Here is an 18,583-nt window from a genome sequence, read left to right on the forward strand (position 1 = left end):
ATTTTTAAGCTCTTGTATCAGGTGTTTCGATTGATTTTAAATAATCATACACAGCAAGCTGGGCTTGGATTTTTCGTTTATTTCCGCGGGGAACATAATGATTACTTAAATCTTTGTCAACATAACGTGCTTTTACGGTATCGCTAAATTGCAGCTCTAAAATATCCAATACCCGTTGTTTTAAATGCGGGTCGACTAAACTAACGGCAACTTCAATGCGGTAGTCAATATTGCGCGTCATCCAGTCAGCGGAGGAAATAAAGACTTTTTCGTCACCCGCATTGGTGAAAACATAGACACGGTCATGCTCAAGAAAACGGTCAACAATGCTGGTTACTTGAATATTTTCACTATAGCCGACTTGACCCGCCACTAAAGAGCACATTCCTCTGACTAATAAACGAATTTTGACACCTGCATTGGAGGCATCATACAGTTTGTCGGTCAATTCTTTGTCGACTAGATTATTAATTTTTAATGTGATGCCACTCGGCCGTTCAGCGAGTGCATTTTCGATTTCTTGGTCAATTAAGGCCATTAAACGAATCCGTGTATTTTGTGGGGACACCATTAAATTATCGAAAGTCACTGGGCGATAGGGGTTTTCTATAAAACTAAATACCCGACGAACTTCGTTGGTGATCAGCTCATTTGCTGTGAGTAGCGAGTAATCGGTATAAAGCCGAGCGGTTTTTTCATTAAAATTACCCGTACCAATATGAGCGTAGCGAACGATTTGGCCTTCTTCCATACGCGAGATAATAAACAATTTCGCATGGATTTTAAGCCCTGGCGCGGAGAAAATAACATGCACGCCAGCTTCGGTTAACCGTTTTGCCCAATGAATATTGGCGGCTTCATCGAATCGAGCTTGTAACTCAACGACCACCGTGACTTTTTTTCCATTATGGGCAGCATGAATGACGGAATCGATAATGCGTGAGTCTTTCGCAACACGGTAAATATTAATTTTTATCGACAATACATTCGGGTCAAAAGACGCTTGGCGCAATAATTCTAAAGTATGTTCAAAGGTATAGTAGGGATAATATAACAGCACATCGCGTTCGCGAATGGCATCGAAACCGTTACGGAAATTATCAAACCAGCGGTGACGCAGCCTTGGTAATGGCTTGTTTAATAGGTTTTTATTTCCTTCATTAGGGAAATTAATAAAGTCTTTAAAATTGTGGTAGCGGCCACCGGCAATCACGGAGTCATCGCTGGATAGCCCCAGTTTTTCACGTAAAAGAGCAACCATTTCGTCAGGCATATCACGCTGATAGACAAAACGGACGGGTTCTGCGGTTAAACGTTGTTTTAATGTAGATGACATTATTTCGAGCAAGCTCGATTCCATCTCTGTTGCGATGTCGTACTCTGCATCACGCGTCATTTTCATCGAATAGGCATTGAGCTTATCGTAATCAAAAAAACCTTTGAAAATTTCATCGAGCGTATAGCGAAGGATATTATCAATTAGGATCATTGACTTGCGACGCTTTGGCATTTCCGGCGGTAAGTTAACAAACCGAGGTACTTTATCAGAGGGAATTTCCAATAGCGCATACTGAATGTGATTGCCATTGATGATTTCAACGGCAAGGTACGTGTAGTCATCTTTTAGAAACTCAACCAGATTGGTGTCAGGATTAATTAATATTGGCGTAATATGCTGGCGCAGGTTCTGCCGGAAATATTGACGTAACCAAATCTGTTGGCGAGGCGAAATTTGACGTTCGTTAATCAAGAATATTTGATTGCGCGCCATTTCTAATAGCAAATCATTATAAAGAATATCGAACTCTTGTTCTTGTTTGGCAACTCTTGACTGAATTCTCTTTAACAAGTGGCGAGCACCGCTTGCCGAACCCCGTTCTTCATTAATTAAAATACGGCGTTTAACGTCGGCGAAGCGGACTTTATAAAACTCGTCTAAATTATTGGAATAAATACCCAAAAAACGCATTCGCTCAATAAGAGGGTTACGCTTGTCGGCTGCTTCTTGTAAAACACGCTCGTTAAAAGACAGCCAGCTTAACTCTTTTTCATGATAGAGACGTTCTTGGGACATTCTAACTCCATATTAGACTCTTGTTACTTTGTGGCTATGATACCAGCCAGTTAGCTAAATGTGTTGTTTAATTGCTTTATCTTGGGTAATAACACTTTCTGGATTAGCAGATTGCTGTTTCATCGTAAAATATTGCTGCTGAAAAATACACATACGGATAGCGGTGTGATAACGACCATTGACAAAGAACTCGTCGATCAGTTCGCCTTCAGTATGGAAGCCTAGTTTATTATAAATATGGATAGCTTTGACATTTTCTTTATCAACAATAAGATAAAGTTTATATAAGTTTAGTACAGAAAACGCGTAGTCCATTGCTAATTGCGCAGCGCGACTCGCATAGCCATGCCCTTGATGGCTCGGTGCAATGATAATCTGAAATTCAGAGCGTCGGTGAATATAATCAATCTCTACCAATTCGACTAGGCCTACTTTCTCACTGTCATTTTCAACGATAAAGCGGCGTTCAGATTGGTCATGAATATGTTTATCGTAAAGATCGCTTAATTCAACAAAAGCTTCGTAAGGTTCTTCAAACCAATAACGCATAACACTGGCATTATTATCAAGCTGGTGAATGAATGCTAAATCTTCACGTTCAAGTGGGCGCAACCTAAACGGATGAACTTGCCCGGTTGTCATAAAAATACCTCTATTTAGTTAGGAAAAATGTGTTGTTCTTCGATTACAAGGATAACATTTATTTACGATAAAATAATGACACAGCACAGAGAGATGATCACCTTGTTGAAAAATAATTCATTTTACTTAGGGGGACGCTGTTTAACTCAATACCGTTCTATGTTATTTCCATGTGAAATACGACGAAAAAAGGGTGGATATCCACCCTTAAGTTTATATTTTTCGCTGCCACGAAGGTTACTCGTTAGCATAACCTTGTTGCGGTAAAATTTGGTTATCTAACACAGCGTTACCTTTTTGCATTGTTAATCGGCCACTGATGAACCATTCAACAACTAATGGGTAAATCGCATGTTCTTGAGCTTTAACCCGCTCGATAATATCTTCTTCGCTATCTTGTTCAAAGATAGGCACTTTGGCTTGTAAAATAACCGGCCCGCCATCCAGCTCTTCGGTAACGAAATGCACCGATGTGCCATGTTCTTTATCCCCATTTTCCAGCGCCTTACGGTGTGTATGTAAACCGGGGTATTTAGGCAGCAAAGAAGGGTGGATATTGAGTAATTTTCCAGCAAAGTGGTTGACGAATTGGGCTGATAAGATACGCATAAAACCCGCTAATACGACTAAATCAGGCTGGAATTGGTCAACCTGCGCGAGTAATGCAGCATCATATGCTTGGCGGTCAGTATATTGTTTCGCATCTAAATAACAGGCTGGGATCCCAGCCTGTTGTGCTCGAACAAGCCCATAAGCATTGGCTTGGTTGCTGATAACAGCAACAATTTGAGCGCCAATTGCCCCAGAGCGACAGCTATCAATTAATGATTGCAAATTACTGCCACTGCCAGAAATGAGGACAGCTATTTTTTTCATTAGCGGATCAAAACCTGCTCTTCACCCGCAGGTAATGCACCAATTGTACCGATTTGCCATGCGTTTTCACCAAGCTTGTTCAGCAGAGCAAGTGCATTTTCGACTTCTTGCTGTGGCAGAGCAATAATAATCCCCACACCACAATTGAAGGTACGGTACATTTCATGGGTACTAACATCACCAGCTTGCTGTAGCCAATTAAAGACTGCGGGCCATTGCCAGCTGCTGCCGTCAATAATCGCTTGTGTGTTGTCAGGTAGTACGCGAGGAATATTTTCCCAGAAACCCCCACCGGTTATGTGTGCAATGGCGTGGATATCGCTATTTGCGATCAGCTCTAATACATTTTTAACGTAAATGCGTGTTGGTTCCAATAAGTGATCAGCTAAAGGTTTTCCATCTAATAGCGTTTCTTCAGGGTTGGTTTGACTGACTTCAAGGATTTTGCGAACCAGCGAATAACCATTTGAATGAGGGCCGCTAGAGGCTAAAGCAATTAAGGCATCCCCAGCACTCACTTTGCTGCCATCGATGATTTCTGAGCGCTCAACAACACCCACACAGAAACCCGCCACATCGTAGTCTTCACCATGGTACATACCAGGCATTTCAGCGGTTTCACCGCCAACTAATGCGCAACCAGATTGTTTACAGCCTTCTGCGATACCTGTAATCACGCTAGTAGCGGTATCCACATCCAGTTTACCGGTTGCATAATAATCAAGGAAGAATAGAGGCTCTGCGCCTTGAACAATCAGGTCATTGACACACATAGCGACGAGGTCAATCCCAATGGAGTCATGACGTTTTAAATCCATTGCTAAGCGTAATTTGGTACCGACACCGTCAGTGCCTGAGACTAAAACAGGTTCACGGTATTTTTGCGGTAGGGAACATAATGCACCGAATCCCCCAAGCCCACCCATAACTTCTGGGCGGCGGGTTTCTTTTACGACACCTTTAATACGTTCAACCAAGGCGTTACCCGCATCAATATCAACACCGGCATCTTTATAGCTGAGAGAGGTTTTATCAGTCACTACGGCCCCCAAGGCAATTACATTTTTGAGAAAAATAACATCATTGACATTATTCTAACAGGCTAGGCAAACGTTTGCGATAGCTTTGTGTTGGAAATTTTTTTAGTACTCGTGATTCAAAAAAGGGGATTGCTAAGAAGCCGTACAGAAAAATAATAAATGATTTTATTTAAATCAAATTTGCGGTTTAGCCAATTTCAACTTAACTGAGATGAGGTATAATTCTAAAAAAAATTGTGTTAATCGTTGTTGTTTTGACCAAAATCAAGCGTTATCTAGTGGCAACCAAAGCTAAAAGAGGTATAATCCGGCGATTTTTTTGTCCGCCGCCGTCTTAAATAGTAGGAGAAACCCATGAAGATCGTTGAGGTAAAACACCCTCTCGTTAAACATAAACTCGGCCTGATGCGAGATCATGATATAAGCACAAAACGCTTTCGTGAACTGGCCTCAGAGGTTGGTAGCCTACTGACTTATGAAGCAACTGCTGACCTTGAAACTGAAAAAGTGACTATCGATGGTTGGTGTGGTCCTGTAGAAATAGAACAAATTAAAGGTAAGAAAATCACTGTAGTACCAATTCTCCGTGCTGGTATTGGTATGATGAATGGTGTATTAGATAGTATTCCAAGTGCACGTATCAGTGTGGTGGGTGTTTATCGTGATGAAGAAACACTGCAGCCTGTCCCTTATTTCCAAAAACTCGCATCTAACATTGAAGAACGTATGGCATTAGTGGTTGACCCAATGTTAGCGACGGGTGGCTCAATGATTGCCACTATTGATTTATTAAAAAATGCGGGTTGTACCTCGATTAAAATCTTAGTCCTTGTTGCAGCGCCAGAAGGTTTAAAAGCGTTGGAAGCTGCGCATCCAGATGTTGAATTATATACCGCTTCAATTGATGAGTATTTAAATGAAGAGGGGTATATCGTTCCGGGTCTCGGTGACGCGGGCGACAAGATATTTGGTACTAAATAATGATTAAGCCGACTGAGAAGTCGGCTTTTTTTTGATTAATTGTAGAGACTCACTGCTTATTCAGTGATTAGCCATTTCGCTAAAAGAGGATAAAGTCACATGACTCGTCGCACCATCAGTGTTGAAGAAAGACCACCATTATTACAAACTATCCCACTGAGCCTTCAACACCTGTTTGCTATGTTTGGCGCAACCGTTATCGTACCGATTCTGTTTGGTGTAAACCCCGCGACAATTTTGCTGTTTAATGGAATAGGAACGCTGCTGTACTTATTTATTTGTAAAGGGCAAATTCCGGCTTATTTAGGTTCAAGTTTTGCATTCATTTCCCCTGTGTTGATTTTATTACCATTAGGTTATGAATTGGCACTTGGCGGCTTTATCATTTGTGGCGTGTTGTTCTGTATAGTTGCGCTGATTGTTAAAGTTGCAGGAAGAGGGTGGATCAACGTCATGTTCCCCCCAGCGGCAATGGGGGCAATCGTAGCTGTAATTGGTTTAGAGCTTGCTCAAACCGCTGCAGGTATGGCAGGGCTATTACCTAAAGATGGCGCAGTGGTTGATTCGAACACGTTAATTATTTCCCTGACCACATTATCAGTCACTATTCTCTGCGCGGTCGTTTTCCGTGGGTTTTTATCTATAATTCCAATTTTGATTGGCTTTTTAGCGGGTTATGCATTGTCCTATTTTATGGGAATTGTGGACTTTACCCCTGTTATTGAAGCGCCATGGTTTGCTATCCCAACATTTTATACACCACGCTTCGAATGGTTTGCTATTTTAACCATTTTACCTGCGGCCTTAGTGGTTATCGCTGAGCACGTAGGGCACCTAGTGGTCACGGCGAATATTGTTGAGCGTGACTTAATGAAATCGCCAGGTTTGCATCGCTCAATGTTTGCGAATGGGTTCTCGACGGTGATTTCAGGTTTCTTTGGCTCGACACCGAATACGACTTATGGTGAAAATATTGGGGTAATGGCAATTACCAAGGTATACAGCACATGGGTGATTGGCGGAGCTGCAATTATTGCTATTTTATTATCTTGTGTTGGTAAATTAGCTGCTGCTATCCAATTAGTGCCGGTTCCTGTCATGGGCGGGGTTTCACTCTTATTATACGGGGTAATTGGTGCATCAGGTATTCGTGTGTTGATTGATTCAAAAGTTGATTATAACAAGCCACAGAATTTGATTTTAACCTCAGTGATTTTAATTATTGGTGTTAGTGGTGCGGTTATCCATATCGGTCAAGCGGAACTTAAAGGTATGGCACTGGCGACGATTGTCGGGATATTTATGGCATTATTGTTCCGTTTTATAACGTTTGTTAGGCCTGAAAAGCAATTTGTAACATCTGAAGTGCAAGAGCTTGATAGCAATAAAAAATAAGCTATGTGATTTTCCCTATTGCCGTTCGGTTGATCGAGCGGCATTTGCTCACCGTTCTTATTCATCTATCCGTGTTTTTTATGGTAAACTGCTAGATGAAAATTGATTTGTACAGCCAGAGGCGCTTCTGAACACACCATCACAGCTTTCATTACCACTATATCTGCCAGATGATGAAACCTTTGCAAGCTTTTATGCAGGGGAAAATGGGGCGTTGCTGTCTGCTATTCAGTCTGCTATTAATCAACCACACGGTAGTTATATCTATTATTGGTCGCGAGAAGGTGGTGGAAAAAGCCATTTATTACATGCGGCTTGTGCTGAACTGTCTGAACAAGGCATTGCAGTAGGCTATGTCCCTTTAGATAAACGTGCATATTTTGTCCCTGAAGTACTAGACGGTATGGAACATTTATCACTCGTTTGTATTGATAATATTCAGTGCATCGCGGGTGATGAAGAGTGGGAAATGGCGATTTTCAATTTATATAACCGTATTTTGGAAATTGGCCGAACTTGTTTATTAATCACTGGGGATAGGCCACCTCGGCAAATCGAACTGAAATTACCTGATTTAGCGTCTCGCCTTGATTGGGGACAAATTTATAAACTGCATCCACTGAGTGACGAAGATAAAATTTGGGCACTGCAATTACGTGCTCGTATTCGTGGTTTCGAATTACCGGAAGATGTGTGCCGTTTCGTATTAAAACGTTTAGATAGAAAAATGGGAACCTTGTTTGATATCTTAAACAAACTTGACCACGCATCCATCGTTGCTCAGCGCAAATTAACGATCCCTTTCGTAAAAGATATTCTAAAACTCTAGTAGACTAAACGAGTTGGCAGCCGCATAGCTGCCAAAATAGTGACTATAAGATTTCACAGACTTGCTCAGGCGGACGGCCTAAGCGTGCTTTATCACCATTAACAACGATAGGGCGTTCAATCAACTTAGGGTTCTCATGCATCGCTTTAATGAGTTGGTCCTGAGTTAAGCTGTCATCGTTTAAATTCAATTCCTTATACAGCTCTTCTTTGGTACGCATTAATTGACGAGCATCTTTAAAGCCTAACATTTTAAGGAGTTTTTTGATCTCAGCTACCGTTGGGGGTGTTTTTAAATATTCGACCACCGTGGGAGTGATACCCTTATCAGTTAAAAGGGCTAGGGTTTCACGACTTTTAGAACAACGTGGGTTGTGGTAAATCTTAATCGAATCCGTCATTATTTTAACTCCTTACGGTTTTGCATTTTTGTCACGTAATTGTAGTTTTCTAAGCGCATCAATGCGAGCGTCATAACGCTGTTGTTCATAGCTGCCTAAACGGCTTTGACGGCTAGCATCGCTGAGATAATTAATCGCAGTGTCATAATTACCCCGTAATGCCATTCCTTCTGCGTAAGCGGCGAGTTCTTCTGTACGTTTACCTTGCTTTGCAGACGCTTCAGCCAGTAAATCCCAGCCAATCGGGTCATCAGGGTAATCAAACGTATATTTATTCAACAAGGTTGTTGCTTCTTTATATTGATGATTATTAATTAATGCGTTGGCAAGGTTAACAATGAAAACAGTATTTTTCGGTGTTTTTTTCAATGCGTTTTGTAAACGCGAAACTGCTCTAGCAACTTGATTTTGTTCGATATCGACATCCGTCATACTATCAATAAACCAAGGGTTATCAGGTTGTTTCGCTAATAGCTCTGTCAGGATTTTACCTGCTTCTGCATATTTTTTGTCCTGAGAAAGAAGTAACGCTTTACCATATTGTGCCGCAATTTGCTCTTGTGCAGAACCTTTCCCGTAATTTTCAATAATTTGGTCTAAGGCATGTTTTTGCTCGGTGCTATACATGGCCAAAATACGAACGCGAGCTAACATAAAATCTAGTGATGATGGCACACTCACTTTAGGATATTGATTAGAGCGGTTTCTTGCATCCGCTAAACGGCTATCCGGTAAGGGGTGCGTTAATAGGATTTCAGGGGGCTTCGACATATAACGAGTTTGGTCTGACATCGTTTGCATAAAATCAGCCATGGCGTGTGGGTCAAAGCCAGAGCGCCTTAATGTCTGCAAGCCAATACGGTCAGCTTCTTGTTCATTGGCTTGGGTAAAGCTGATCATACCTTGTTGAACCCCAGCCATTGTTCCTGTTAAAGCGGCAAAACCGGCTTGAGGATTCGCCATCACTAACAGTAAAGAACCAATGGTCCCTGCAATCGCGAGAGGAGTGGTGCTTTTCTGGTCTTCCATCATTCGCGCAAGGTGTCTTTGCGTGACGTGAGATATTTCGTGAGCCATGACTGATGCGAGCTGGCTTTCATTTTGGCTGTACCGAAATAATGCGGAATGCAGCACGACATTACCCCCAAAATAGGCATATGCGTTAATATTGGGGTTATTGACTAAATAGAACTTAAACGGTGTTTTAACTGAGTCGGCATTTTTTACTAAGCGCATGCCAAGTTTGTTAACATACTGAGTTAACAGTGGGTCATAAATAAGAGGGGTACTGGCTCGTATTTGGCGTGTGATTGCGTCTCCCATAATAATTTCTTGGTTGATGCTAAGAGTGCCTCCCGCCGTCGTTCCTATATCGGGTAAGGTATCTTCAATTGCGCTATAAGCAGGTAAAACTGCACCGTTCATTAGCGCAGCGATCATGAAAGCCAATAATGGATATTTTAAAGTTTTCTTCATGAAACGTGAGTATCCCATACAACATTTAAATTTAGGGTAAGTACCGACTTTATTTCGGGTATGTTTAAGTAAGGCACCTAAAAACGCGAAAAGTTTAAAACACATGATAGCAAAAGCTATCGTAAAATCTGTTCTTCGGTATAATTTTCGTTACTTTAGGAACTGTCCTTTGCACTAATTCCCCCAGGAGCAATAAATGCTGGAATTGTTTTTACAGTGGTATCGTCGGCGTTTTGCTGATCCACAAGCCATAGCCCTCTTTACATTACTCGTATCGGGGTTTGTGATCATCTTCTTTTTCAGCAGTATACTGGCTCCATTGCTGGCGGCAATTGCTTTAGCTTATTTACTTGAATGGCCAACCAATTTATTACAGCGTATAGGGTTATCTCGTTCAGTTGCTGTCGGCATTATTTTGACCTTATTCGCTGGAATAAGTGCCATGGTTATTTTAATTATTGCGCCGACGGCATGGCAGCAAGGGATTAATTTGATGGCCGATCTACCAAATATGGTTAACCGTTTCAATGAATTCGCACAGAAATTACCAGAGCAATACCCCGCATTAGTGGATGTTGGCATTATTGATATGATGGCAGATAACCTTCGTAGCCGCATGTCAGGCATTGCAGACTCAGTGGTTAAAGCGTCAGTTGCATCATTAATTGGTATTTTTACTTTGGCGGTTTACTTAGTTCTAGTGCCTTTGATGACATTTTTTCTTTTAAAAGATAAAGAACGTATCAGCAAAAGCTTTCTTAAGTTATTACCCAAAAATCGTTTGTTAGTGGGCAAAGTTTGGGTCGAAATGAATGAACAAATCACCAACTACTTACGAGGGAAAGTAACAGAAATGGTGATTGTTGGGGTGGCGACCTATTTATGTTTTGCTTATTTTGACTTGCGCTATTCTGTATTGTTATCGGTGCTTGTCGGAGTAGCGGTATTAATCCCTTATATTGGTGCGGTAGCGGCCACGATCCCAGTGGTTATTGTTGCGCTCTTTCAGTTCGGTATCGGCAGTGAATTTTGGTACCTAATGTTAGTTTACTTAGTGATCCAAGGTTTGGATAGCAACGTTGTTGTGCCTTTATTGTTTTCTGAAGCGGTAAATTTGCACCCACTAGTGATTATTTTATCTGTTGTGATATTTGGTGGGTTATGGGGCTTTTGGGGCGTATTTTTTGCAATACCATTAGCAACACTGATTAAAGCGGTCATTCACGTATGGCCGGAAGAGCCAACGGAATCACAAAACTAGGTTAGGAATAGTGCTGTATGGGGGCATACAGCACTAAGATGTGGCGATTAAGCGTGTGTATTAATGTAATCAAGCACGATTTCGTGGTGGTTACTGGTTTTAAAATTGTCAAAGACGTGTTCTATTTTCCCAGTAGGGTCAACGAGGAAGCTAATACGATGAATCCCATCATAGGTTTTACCCATGAATTGTTTTTCACCCCAAACCCCAAATTGCTCACATACTTGGTGGTCTTCATCTGATAATAAAGTGAAGTTCAACATCTCTTTTTCAGCGAAACGAGACAGTTTCTCTGGTTTGTCTGTGCTAATACCTAATACTTCGACACCTTTCGCTTTAAGTGTATCCATTTCATCACGTAGACCACACGCTTGAACAGTACAACCAGGGGTCATCGCTTTAGGATAAAAGTAAACTAATACGCGCTGACCCTGATAATCAGAAAGATTGATGAGCTCACCATCTTGGTCAGGAAGGCTAAATTGAGGCGCCTTATCACCGGCTTTCAATGGGTTCATTACATATATCTCCGTTAACTTTGCATGTTGGGGTTGTTAACAATACTTATGTTGCCTTTAGCATTTAGCATTGTACACAGTTGTTGAAATTTATTTTTTATGATTATGCCATTATCGTCCAACGGGTCGTGTGCAGTAATCTGAATCTCCAGTTGAGCGGGCATATCATTATTGGCTGGTTGTGTTTTAGAAACAAGCTCTGCGATATTACACTGCGAGGTTGTGAATAAATTTGTGAATTGCTCGACAATACGGGGTGCATCGTCAACAACAACATTCACTGTTACTGTCGATGGGTAATAGGTTGTTTGAACACTCTGGGTTCTTTTCATTACGATGAGCAAATCGAGCTCGGCGCCCTTAGGTGGCAATGTCGCCTCTAAAAGGGTGATAGCATTCCAACTGCCTGAAAGCATCATAATGAAGGTAAATTCCTTGCCAAACATCGCTAAGCGACTATCTTCAATATTACAATCACACTCGCTGACTAGCCGTGTAATAGTATTCACAATGCCCGGACGATCTGTTCCCAGCGCAGTAATGACAAGAAATTGCTGTTCAGTCTTAGGCAAAGTCTATTCCTTAGTATTTTAATTATGTCAGTTAAACATTTGATTAGAATATAGCAGTAAAATTCTAGCACTAAAAACTGACTGACTATGAAGGTAAGGAAACCATAAAAAAGACAATCTGCCAAGAGGGGAAATAGACTCTTGCGAGAAATATCAGTGAATTATTACTTCTATTTAAGTTAATGTGCTCGGCATTAACAAAATTCATTAAATTCTTGCTGTTGGGTGGTTTTCTTCTTTGAAATGAAAAAGTAACATGGTAGTTCAATTATTGAGGGGGTATCGCTATGGCTAATGGAAACGCAAATTATAAAGATTTTTTAACGGGAAGCATTGTTGCAGTTATCACACCAATGGATTCGGCGGGGCGTTTAGATAAAGCCAGCTTAAAAAAATTGGTGGATTATCATGTTGAAAGCGGAACAACTGCGATTGTTTCTGTTGGTACAACTGGCGAATCAGCAACCTTAACGCACAAAGAACATGTGGATGTCGTAAAAGCGACACTTGAATTAGCGGATGGCCGTATTCCTATTATTGCAGGAGCAGGCGCAAATGCGACAGCTGAAGCTATTTCGCTGACAAATGAGTTTGAAAACAGTGGTGTAGTTGCTTGCCTGACGGTAACACCTTATTATAATAGACCTTCTCAGGAAGGGTTATATCAACACTTTAAAGCAATTTCAGAAAACACGAGCTTGCCACAGATTCTTTATAATGTACCATCACGGACTGGCTGTGATATGTTGCCTGAAACCGTTGGGCGTTTAGCAAAACTGGCGAATATTGTTGCAATTAAAGAAGCAACAGGGAACTTAGCTAGGGTTCATCAAATCAAAGAACTGGTTGATGATAATTTTGTACTGTTAACAGGTGATGACGCAACAGCACTTGATTTCATGCAACTGGGTGGTCAAGGCGTTATTTCAGTCACATCCAACGTTGCGGCACCACAGATGGTAAAAATGTGTGACTTAGCGCTTGCAGGCAAATATACTGAGGCGCGTGAATTAAATAAAAAACTGATGGGGCTTCATCTTCAGTTATTTGTTGAACCAAATCCAATTCCAGCGAAATGGGGCTGTCATCGCTTAGGCCTGATTGCAGATGGTACATTACGGTTGCCAATGACACCGTTAACCACCTCGGGCCAGCAAAAAGTTGAGGAAGCCTTGAAGCTCGCTGGGTTACTGTAAAATTTAGGGAATTTTAATGGCAACATTATTGCAAAAATCGAAGGTTATGAAGGTTGCTGGCCTGTCACTTGTCGTGTTACTGGCAGCCTGCTCCAGCGATCAGCGCTATAAACGTCAGGTCAGTGGTGATGAGGAATATCTCAATGCTGCGCCATTGAAAGTGTTGAATGTGCCACAAGGGCTGACATTACCAGAACAAAATGGTGAGTATGATATCCCTAAAGCCACATCAACAGGGGCAATAGGGAAAGCGTTAGACATTCGTCCGCCAGTACTGACAATTTCGCAATTAGCGGGTTCTCGTACAGAGGATAGCGCTCAAGCAAGTCGTTTGTTGCTAGAAAATACACCTGAAAATAGTGCACTTTGGTCACAAGTTACGATGATCTTAGAGCAAAGAGGTATTCCAGTTTCATCTAAAGATGATGGTTCTCGCTCAATTGAAACCGATTGGGTCAAATGGGATCGTGCAGATGAAAACGTACCGATTGAGAGTCGCCATAAAGTAACAGTGCAACCAGAAAATGGTATGATGGCGTTAACGGTAACCAGCTTAGGCTTACGTCAAGGTGGTGAGACCATTACCGATGTTGTCGAAACTCAACGTTATAACAAACTGTTATTGAATGAATTAACCGATAACTTATATACGTTGCGTGATACTTCAAACAAAAATAGCATTCAAAATGCTTATGGTATCATTGATGTTCAAACAGGTAGTGATGATACTGGCTTACCTTTAGTTGTTGTTCGTGCGCCATTTGATGCAGTATGGGAACGCTTACCACACACCTTAGAAAGTGTTGGCATGAAAGTGGGTGACCGTACACGTTCAAGTGGTTCTGTGATGGTGACTTATAAAGGTTTAAGCAGCTCAGAATGGCAGGCGTTGGGCATTGATGACCCAACTGTGCCAGAAGCGGATTATAAAGTGCAGGTCGGTGATTTAAATAACCGTAGTACACTGCAATTTATCACCACCAAAGGTGTTCCTTTAACACAAAAACAAAATGATGAAATGGTTGCTGCACTGAAAGCGGCGTTTAGTAAAGCACCAGCTAAAAAGCAATAATTCAACATTTTTAGATGACTAATTAAACCGTAGCTTAAATACAAGCTGCGGTTTTTTTATTTAAATTGGATGGGTTTGTATTGGGGTAAAGATATTAAGCTTCATACGCATAGGCTGGTGGTTATCAGCTCTGTATTTTGTTTATTTAATGCTTATCGTAACCTATATGCTTAGTTAATTATTAATTAGCTTTCCATCAGTTTCAATTTTCCTTCTCTGGAAGGCTAATTTTATCTTTCATGTTTTCACTTAAAACAAATGGACAAAAAATCAGTATTTATGGTTAAGTAATCGTTTGCGTCCGCTCCGGAATTTTATTATCATGATTAGCAGTCAATTATAAAATATTGAATATCAGCTAGTTAGCGTTTTACATAGTGAATTTCAGTAACTGACTGAAACAGAGCAGAAAATTAACAATGAATAGGCCATTTGAATGGTTTTTGTTCTTCTGTTACTTATCTGAATCTGCTGTGCAGGTTGATTTTTGTTTAGTTTAATCACATCCCTGGAGTGTGTAAGATGCAAAAGAAAGCTGAGTTGTATCGTGGTAAGGCAAAAACAGTCTATACCACAGAGGATCCTGATCTACTGGTTCTGGAGTTCCGTAATGATACATCAGCACTCGATGGTGAGCGTATCGAGCAGTTTGACCGTAAAGGTATGGTAAATAACAAGTTTAACCATTTCATTATGAGCAAATTAGAAGCAGCCGGTATTCCAACGCAAATGGAAGCATTATTGTCTGACACAGAAGCTCTAGTGAAAAAGTTAGATATGGTGCCGGTTGAGTGTGTGATCCGCAACCGTGCAGCGGGTTCACTGGTAAAACGCTTAGGTGTTGAAGAAGGCATGGTGTTAAACCCGCCTTTATTTGACTTATTCTTAAAGGACGATGCCAAGCACGACCCGATGGTGAATGAATCGTACTGTGAGACTTTTGGTTGGGTGAGTAAAGAAAATTTGGCTAAAATGCGTGAGCTAAGCTACAAAGCCAATGAAGTGCTCAGTAAAATTTTTGCAGATGCAGGGTTAATTTTAGTCGATTTTAAACTGGAGTTCGGCTTGTATAAAGGCCAGATTGTCTTAGGTGATGAGTTTTCCCCAGACGGTAGCCGTTTATGGGACAAAGAAACACTGAATAAAATGGATAAAGACCGTTTTCGTCAGAGCCTTGGTGGTCTAATTGAAGCTTACGAAGAGGTCGCCCGCCGTATTGGCGTGCAGTTAGATTAATTAATTTCCTATAATTTGAATGAGATTTTAGCCTGCATTGCAGGCTATTTTTTTATTTTTTAGTTATTAATCGGGCGCGACTGTTGGTTAATAAAATGTGTGATCCATGATGAAAGAGTGGTATCAGTAGTATTTATTTGTAGTTGCTGACTAAGTGATATCAATGTCGGTGCAGGAAGTGGGCTTTCAACTTGTAACTCTGGATGGCTTAATATTTCCGTTGGTTGACCATCAGCGATGAGTTGGCCATTTGATAAATGCAATACGCGTTGAAAATGGCGAGCAACAAAATCAAGGTCGTGGCTAATAGAAACGACGCTTACCCCTTTTTCGCGTTGTAATGTCAGCCAATCTTCGAATTTTCGCATCCAAAAGGCATCAAAGTCACGGCTTGGTTCATCAAGTAGCAATAGTTTAGGTGAAACAGCCTCTAAGCAGGCAACAGCAACCATCCTGCGTTGGCCTGCATGTAAATCTAAAGGGTGTTTATCCGCCACATCGGATAAGTGGCAAATTTCAAGTGCTTGCTGTACTCGCGCTTGAATATCACGTTTATGATGTTTTTGGCGTTTTAAACCAAAAGCAATTTCATCACGTACACAACTATGAAAAATTTGTTTCTCAGCTTCTTGGAATAAGATCCCAATATGGTTAGCTCTTTGTGGGGAGGAAAGAAGATTAAGCGGGAGGCGATCAAGCCGAATATCACCTTGTGTTGGGCGCAATAACCCCGCTAAAAGGCGCAATAGCGTTGATTTACCTGCACCATTATCCCCAACTACAGCGACCCATTCACCAGGGCGAATAGATAGAGATAAAGATTGTATGTTATCAATAGTTGAACTTGGCCAACGATAACTCAGGTTTTCAAGCTGTAACATATCGCTCCTTAAACATCTGTAGCAATTGTGCTTCATCGTGGGGAATATTTCCTTGCCAATACCCTAATTTGAGCAGTTCACCTACCGCACGCCAAGCATCTGGCATATTGATTGTTTCAATGGCATCAAGAAAAACATCATTTAAACCGCCTGTTGCGACCATTTTCCCAGCCTCTAAAAAGGTTTTACCCGTATTCAGCAAAAGGAATGAGTCACAGAAACTGATGGCTGGTAATAAGTTGCGCTCAAAAAAAATAATGCTACAGCTTGTTTGTTCTGTATAGCGTTGTAATTGCGTTAAGATGCGTTGTGTTGCACTCGGTGTGAGCCGACTAAAGGCTTCATCAAGTAACAGGAGTTTGGGTTGCATCGCTAATGCGCTTGCTAACACCACTCGTTGCGCTTCACCGCCTGACAAGGTTGCAGGATGGCGCGTTCGCAGTGCCCCACAAAATGTCAGTTCAATGGCAAGCTCAACTCGCTCACTAATTTCGTCGGGTGTTAAACCGAGGTTTTCAGGCCCGAACGCAATTTCCTGTTCAACGGTAAACGCGCAGCCTGAAAGTTGTAATTGGGGGGATTGCTGAACTAGTTGGCGTGATATAGACACCTGAACCACGGAGTTGTCAGCTAAGGGCGCTCGTAATATCTCTGCGGTTCCTTCGATTTTCCCCTGAATGAGGTCATTGTGCCAACCGGCGAGTATTTGCGCTAATGTGCTTTTTCCGCTGCCGTTACCGCCAAATATGCATAGCCATTGGCCTGCGTTTAGCTGAAGATCAATCGGCCCTAATAGGGACTGCTCCGCACCTTGTGGAATGAAGCGCATTTGTTGTAGATTTACCACCACAGAGAGAGACCACCTTCAATGAAAATTAACAGAACTAACCCATATCTAAGTAGGGCTTGGAGTGAGCTATCTTTAGGCGGGTTTAATGTGGTGCGTTTGGCACAATAACGAAAACCACGCATATCTAATGCGGCTCCACGAATACTTAGTTCACTTAACGTATTACTGGCAAGTGGAAATAATAGGGCAGGTAACGATATAACACGTTGCCAAAAGCGCCCATCAAGAGGTACGCCTCTCGCTAATTGGGCTTCACGGATAGTGTTTAATTGCTGGCGAAATTGTTCTGCAAGTAATAACGGGCCTGCGAGTAGGTATGCAAAACTTGCAGGTAAACGGCTTGCAAACAAAGCACGAATGAAACGTTCAGTCGGTACATACTGCAGCCAAAGTTGAGAAGCGCTAATAATCGTTAATAACTTAAACCACAATGCCAACGCAAATTCAGGGCGGCTATTTTTTAATGTGGCTCCGGTTAATAGCTGAGCTAGCCAGCCACCATGAATTAACCAAAGCCCTGCCGCCATGGGAAGCATAATCCACGCAACTATTTTCCATCGGTGGCGTGCGGGCCGCCAAAATAATAAAACACCAAATGTGCTGCAACCTAACAGAATTAATGGCCAGCTCAATGGTAAGAAAAGCGAGCTTACACTGAGCCAAAACCAAATTGTCAGCGAGGTAAATGGATGCATTTAACGGACCTTAGCCATATTTGGATAATTACGTTGGACACGTTCTGGTAATTGTCGAACCAATAACCAAGCAATAATGGCTGATGCGACTTTATCTGCAATATTGGCGCCTAATACTGTAATTGCCACCGATTCTAATAAGTTATCGCCAACAGCATGAAAATACGCGACAAAAAAGTCAGCGCCGCTACCGGTTGTTCCTGCAAACAAGTAAGTGCGAATGGGAACAGCAACGATCATCAACGCAAAAGTAATGACAACACCGGATAAAATCACTCTTGGTAAGGTGCGAAAACCACCTGCGCGAGCTAATAACCCAGCACTCAGGCCAATCATCATCGCGACAGGGGCGAAAGCCGCTGCAATTGGGCCGCTGAGTAAACCCCATAATAGATTTGTTAATAATCCACTCAATAGCGCAACCCAAGGGCCTGCTAATAATGCACAAATTAATGTTCCTATAGAATCTAGGAATATCGGCAGTTTTAACATTGAGCTTAATTGGCCAATAACCATATTAATAGCAATAGAAAAAACAATTAAAGTCAGTGTACGACTAGAAATAATCGACGTTTTACTCATGACAAAG

19 protein-coding genes are annotated in these 18,583 nt (G+C 41.6%); 7 read left to right on the forward strand and 12 right to left on the reverse strand.

Annotation, left to right across the window (positions count from 1 at the left end; genetic code table 11):
* Positions 1–4 precede the first annotated feature (4 nt).
* From ppk1 to purM, 4 genes are all read right to left on the reverse strand, one after another.
* Positions 5–2,074, reverse strand: a complete 2,070-nt coding sequence (gene ppk1, locus PSE83_RS04295; RefSeq protein WP_004253537.1) for a polyphosphate kinase 1 — start codon at positions 2,072–2,074, stop codon at positions 5–7.
* Positions 2,075–2,128: 54 nt separating this feature from the next.
* Positions 2,129–2,716, reverse strand: a complete 588-nt coding sequence (gene speG, locus PSE83_RS04300) for a spermidine N1-acetyltransferase (RefSeq protein ID WP_004253538.1) — start codon at positions 2,714–2,716, stop codon at positions 2,129–2,131.
* 237 nt (positions 2,717–2,953) lie between these two features.
* Positions 2,954–3,592, reverse strand: coding sequence for a phosphoribosylglycinamide formyltransferase (gene purN, locus PSE83_RS04305; protein WP_239982635.1), 639 nt, complete (start codon positions 3,590–3,592; stop codon positions 2,954–2,956).
* Complete coding sequence (gene purM, locus PSE83_RS04310; RefSeq protein WP_272660677.1) at positions 3,592–4,632, reverse strand: phosphoribosylformylglycinamidine cyclo-ligase; 1,041 nt, start codon at positions 4,630–4,632, stop codon at positions 3,592–3,594. Before purM ends, purN begins: the two co-directional genes overlap by 1 nt.
* 354 nt (positions 4,633–4,986) lie before the next feature.
* Here purM and upp point away from each other — a divergent pair, with 354 nt between their 5' ends.
* The 3 genes from upp to hda all read left to right on the forward strand — a co-directional run bounded on the left by upp (position 4,987) and on the right by hda (position 7,837).
* Entirely contained in the window at positions 4,987–5,613 is a 627-nt protein-coding gene (upp, locus tag PSE83_RS04315) for a uracil phosphoribosyltransferase (protein WP_004253541.1), read from the forward strand.
* 99 nt (positions 5,614–5,712) lie between these two features.
* Entirely contained in the window at positions 5,713–7,008 is a 1,296-nt protein-coding gene (uraA, locus tag PSE83_RS04320) for a uracil permease (RefSeq protein ID WP_004253542.1), read from the forward strand.
* 127 nt (positions 7,009–7,135) lie between these two features.
* Positions 7,136–7,837, forward strand: coding sequence for a DnaA inactivator Hda (hda, locus tag PSE83_RS04325; RefSeq protein ID WP_036957653.1), 702 nt, complete (start codon positions 7,136–7,138; stop codon positions 7,835–7,837).
* Between the two features lie 43 nt (positions 7,838–7,880).
* On the opposite strand, the gene arsC is transcribed toward hda, so the two are convergent.
* Positions 7,881–8,237 (reverse strand): arsenate reductase (glutaredoxin), encoded by a 357-nt coding sequence (arsC, locus tag PSE83_RS04330; RefSeq protein WP_094960485.1) that lies wholly within the window; start codon positions 8,235–8,237, stop codon positions 7,881–7,883.
* A gap of 12 nt (positions 8,238–8,249) precedes the next feature.
* Positions 8,250–9,713 carry a beta-barrel assembly-enhancing protease gene (locus tag PSE83_RS04335; RefSeq protein WP_036958108.1) on the reverse strand — a complete coding sequence of 488 codons (1,464 nt, stop codon included), beginning with the start codon at positions 9,711–9,713 and terminating at the stop codon, positions 8,250–8,252.
* A gap of 196 nt (positions 9,714–9,909) precedes the next feature.
* Here PSE83_RS04335 and PSE83_RS04340 point away from each other — a divergent pair, with 196 nt between their 5' ends.
* On the forward strand, positions 9,910–10,974 hold the full coding sequence (locus tag PSE83_RS04340; RefSeq protein WP_004253547.1) for an AI-2E family transporter: 1,065 nt from the start codon (positions 9,910–9,912) through the stop codon (positions 10,972–10,974).
* Between the two features lie 47 nt (positions 10,975–11,021).
* Here the strand turns inward: PSE83_RS04340 and bcp are convergent, their stop codons facing one another.
* Together bcp and PSE83_RS04350 are read right to left on the reverse strand one after the other, a co-directional pair.
* Positions 11,022–11,492 (reverse strand): thioredoxin-dependent thiol peroxidase, encoded by a 471-nt coding sequence (bcp, locus tag PSE83_RS04345; RefSeq protein WP_004253548.1) that lies wholly within the window; start codon positions 11,490–11,492, stop codon positions 11,022–11,024.
* Positions 11,493–11,506: 14 nt separating this feature from the next.
* Positions 11,507–12,064, reverse strand: coding sequence for a glycine cleavage system transcriptional repressor (locus tag PSE83_RS04350; RefSeq protein WP_004253549.1), 558 nt, complete (start codon positions 12,062–12,064; stop codon positions 11,507–11,509).
* Between the two features lie 287 nt (positions 12,065–12,351).
* Between PSE83_RS04350 and dapA the strand changes: the two genes are divergently transcribed.
* The 3 genes from dapA to purC all read left to right on the forward strand — a co-directional run bounded on the left by dapA (position 12,352) and on the right by purC (position 15,568).
* The gene (gene dapA / locus PSE83_RS04355) at positions 12,352–13,260 is read left to right on the forward strand and encodes a 4-hydroxy-tetrahydrodipicolinate synthase (RefSeq protein ID WP_004253550.1); all 909 of its coding nucleotides are present in this window, start codon (positions 12,352–12,354) and stop codon (positions 13,258–13,260) included.
* Positions 13,261–13,276: 16 nt separating this feature from the next.
* Positions 13,277–14,332, forward strand: coding sequence for an outer membrane protein assembly factor BamC (gene bamC / locus PSE83_RS04360; protein ID WP_004253551.1), 1,056 nt, complete (start codon positions 13,277–13,279; stop codon positions 14,330–14,332).
* A gap of 522 nt (positions 14,333–14,854) precedes the next feature.
* Positions 14,855–15,568, forward strand: a complete 714-nt coding sequence (gene purC, locus PSE83_RS04365) for a phosphoribosylaminoimidazolesuccinocarboxamide synthase (RefSeq protein WP_004253553.1) — start codon at positions 14,855–14,857, stop codon at positions 15,566–15,568.
* Positions 15,569–15,627: 59 nt separating this feature from the next.
* On the opposite strand, the gene PSE83_RS04370 is transcribed toward purC, so the two are convergent.
* The 4 genes from PSE83_RS04370 to PSE83_RS04385 are packed head-to-tail and all read right to left on the reverse strand — an operon-like array spanning position 15,628 to position 18,576.
* Entirely contained in the window at positions 15,628–16,449 is an 822-nt protein-coding gene (locus PSE83_RS04370; protein ID WP_096863896.1) for an energy-coupling factor ABC transporter ATP-binding protein, read from the reverse strand.
* Positions 16,436–17,299, reverse strand: a complete 864-nt coding sequence (locus PSE83_RS04375) for an energy-coupling factor ABC transporter ATP-binding protein (protein WP_036957655.1) — start codon at positions 17,297–17,299, stop codon at positions 16,436–16,438. The genes PSE83_RS04370 and PSE83_RS04375 overlap by 14 nt, the downstream gene beginning before the upstream one ends.
* Positions 17,290–17,994 (reverse strand): energy-coupling factor transporter transmembrane component T, encoded by a 705-nt coding sequence (locus tag PSE83_RS04380; RefSeq protein WP_036957657.1) that lies wholly within the window; start codon positions 17,992–17,994, stop codon positions 17,290–17,292. Before PSE83_RS04380 ends, PSE83_RS04375 begins: the two co-directional genes overlap by 10 nt.
* The gene (locus PSE83_RS04385) at positions 17,995–18,576 is read right to left on the reverse strand and encodes a membrane protein (protein WP_036957659.1); all 582 of its coding nucleotides are present in this window, start codon (positions 18,574–18,576) and stop codon (positions 17,995–17,997) included.
* Positions 18,577–18,583: the final 7 nt, after the last annotated feature.

It is taken from the genome of Providencia sp. PROV150 (assembly GCF_028481025.1).
Classification (GTDB): domain Bacteria; phylum Pseudomonadota; class Gammaproteobacteria; order Enterobacterales; family Enterobacteriaceae; genus Providencia; species Providencia hangzhouensis.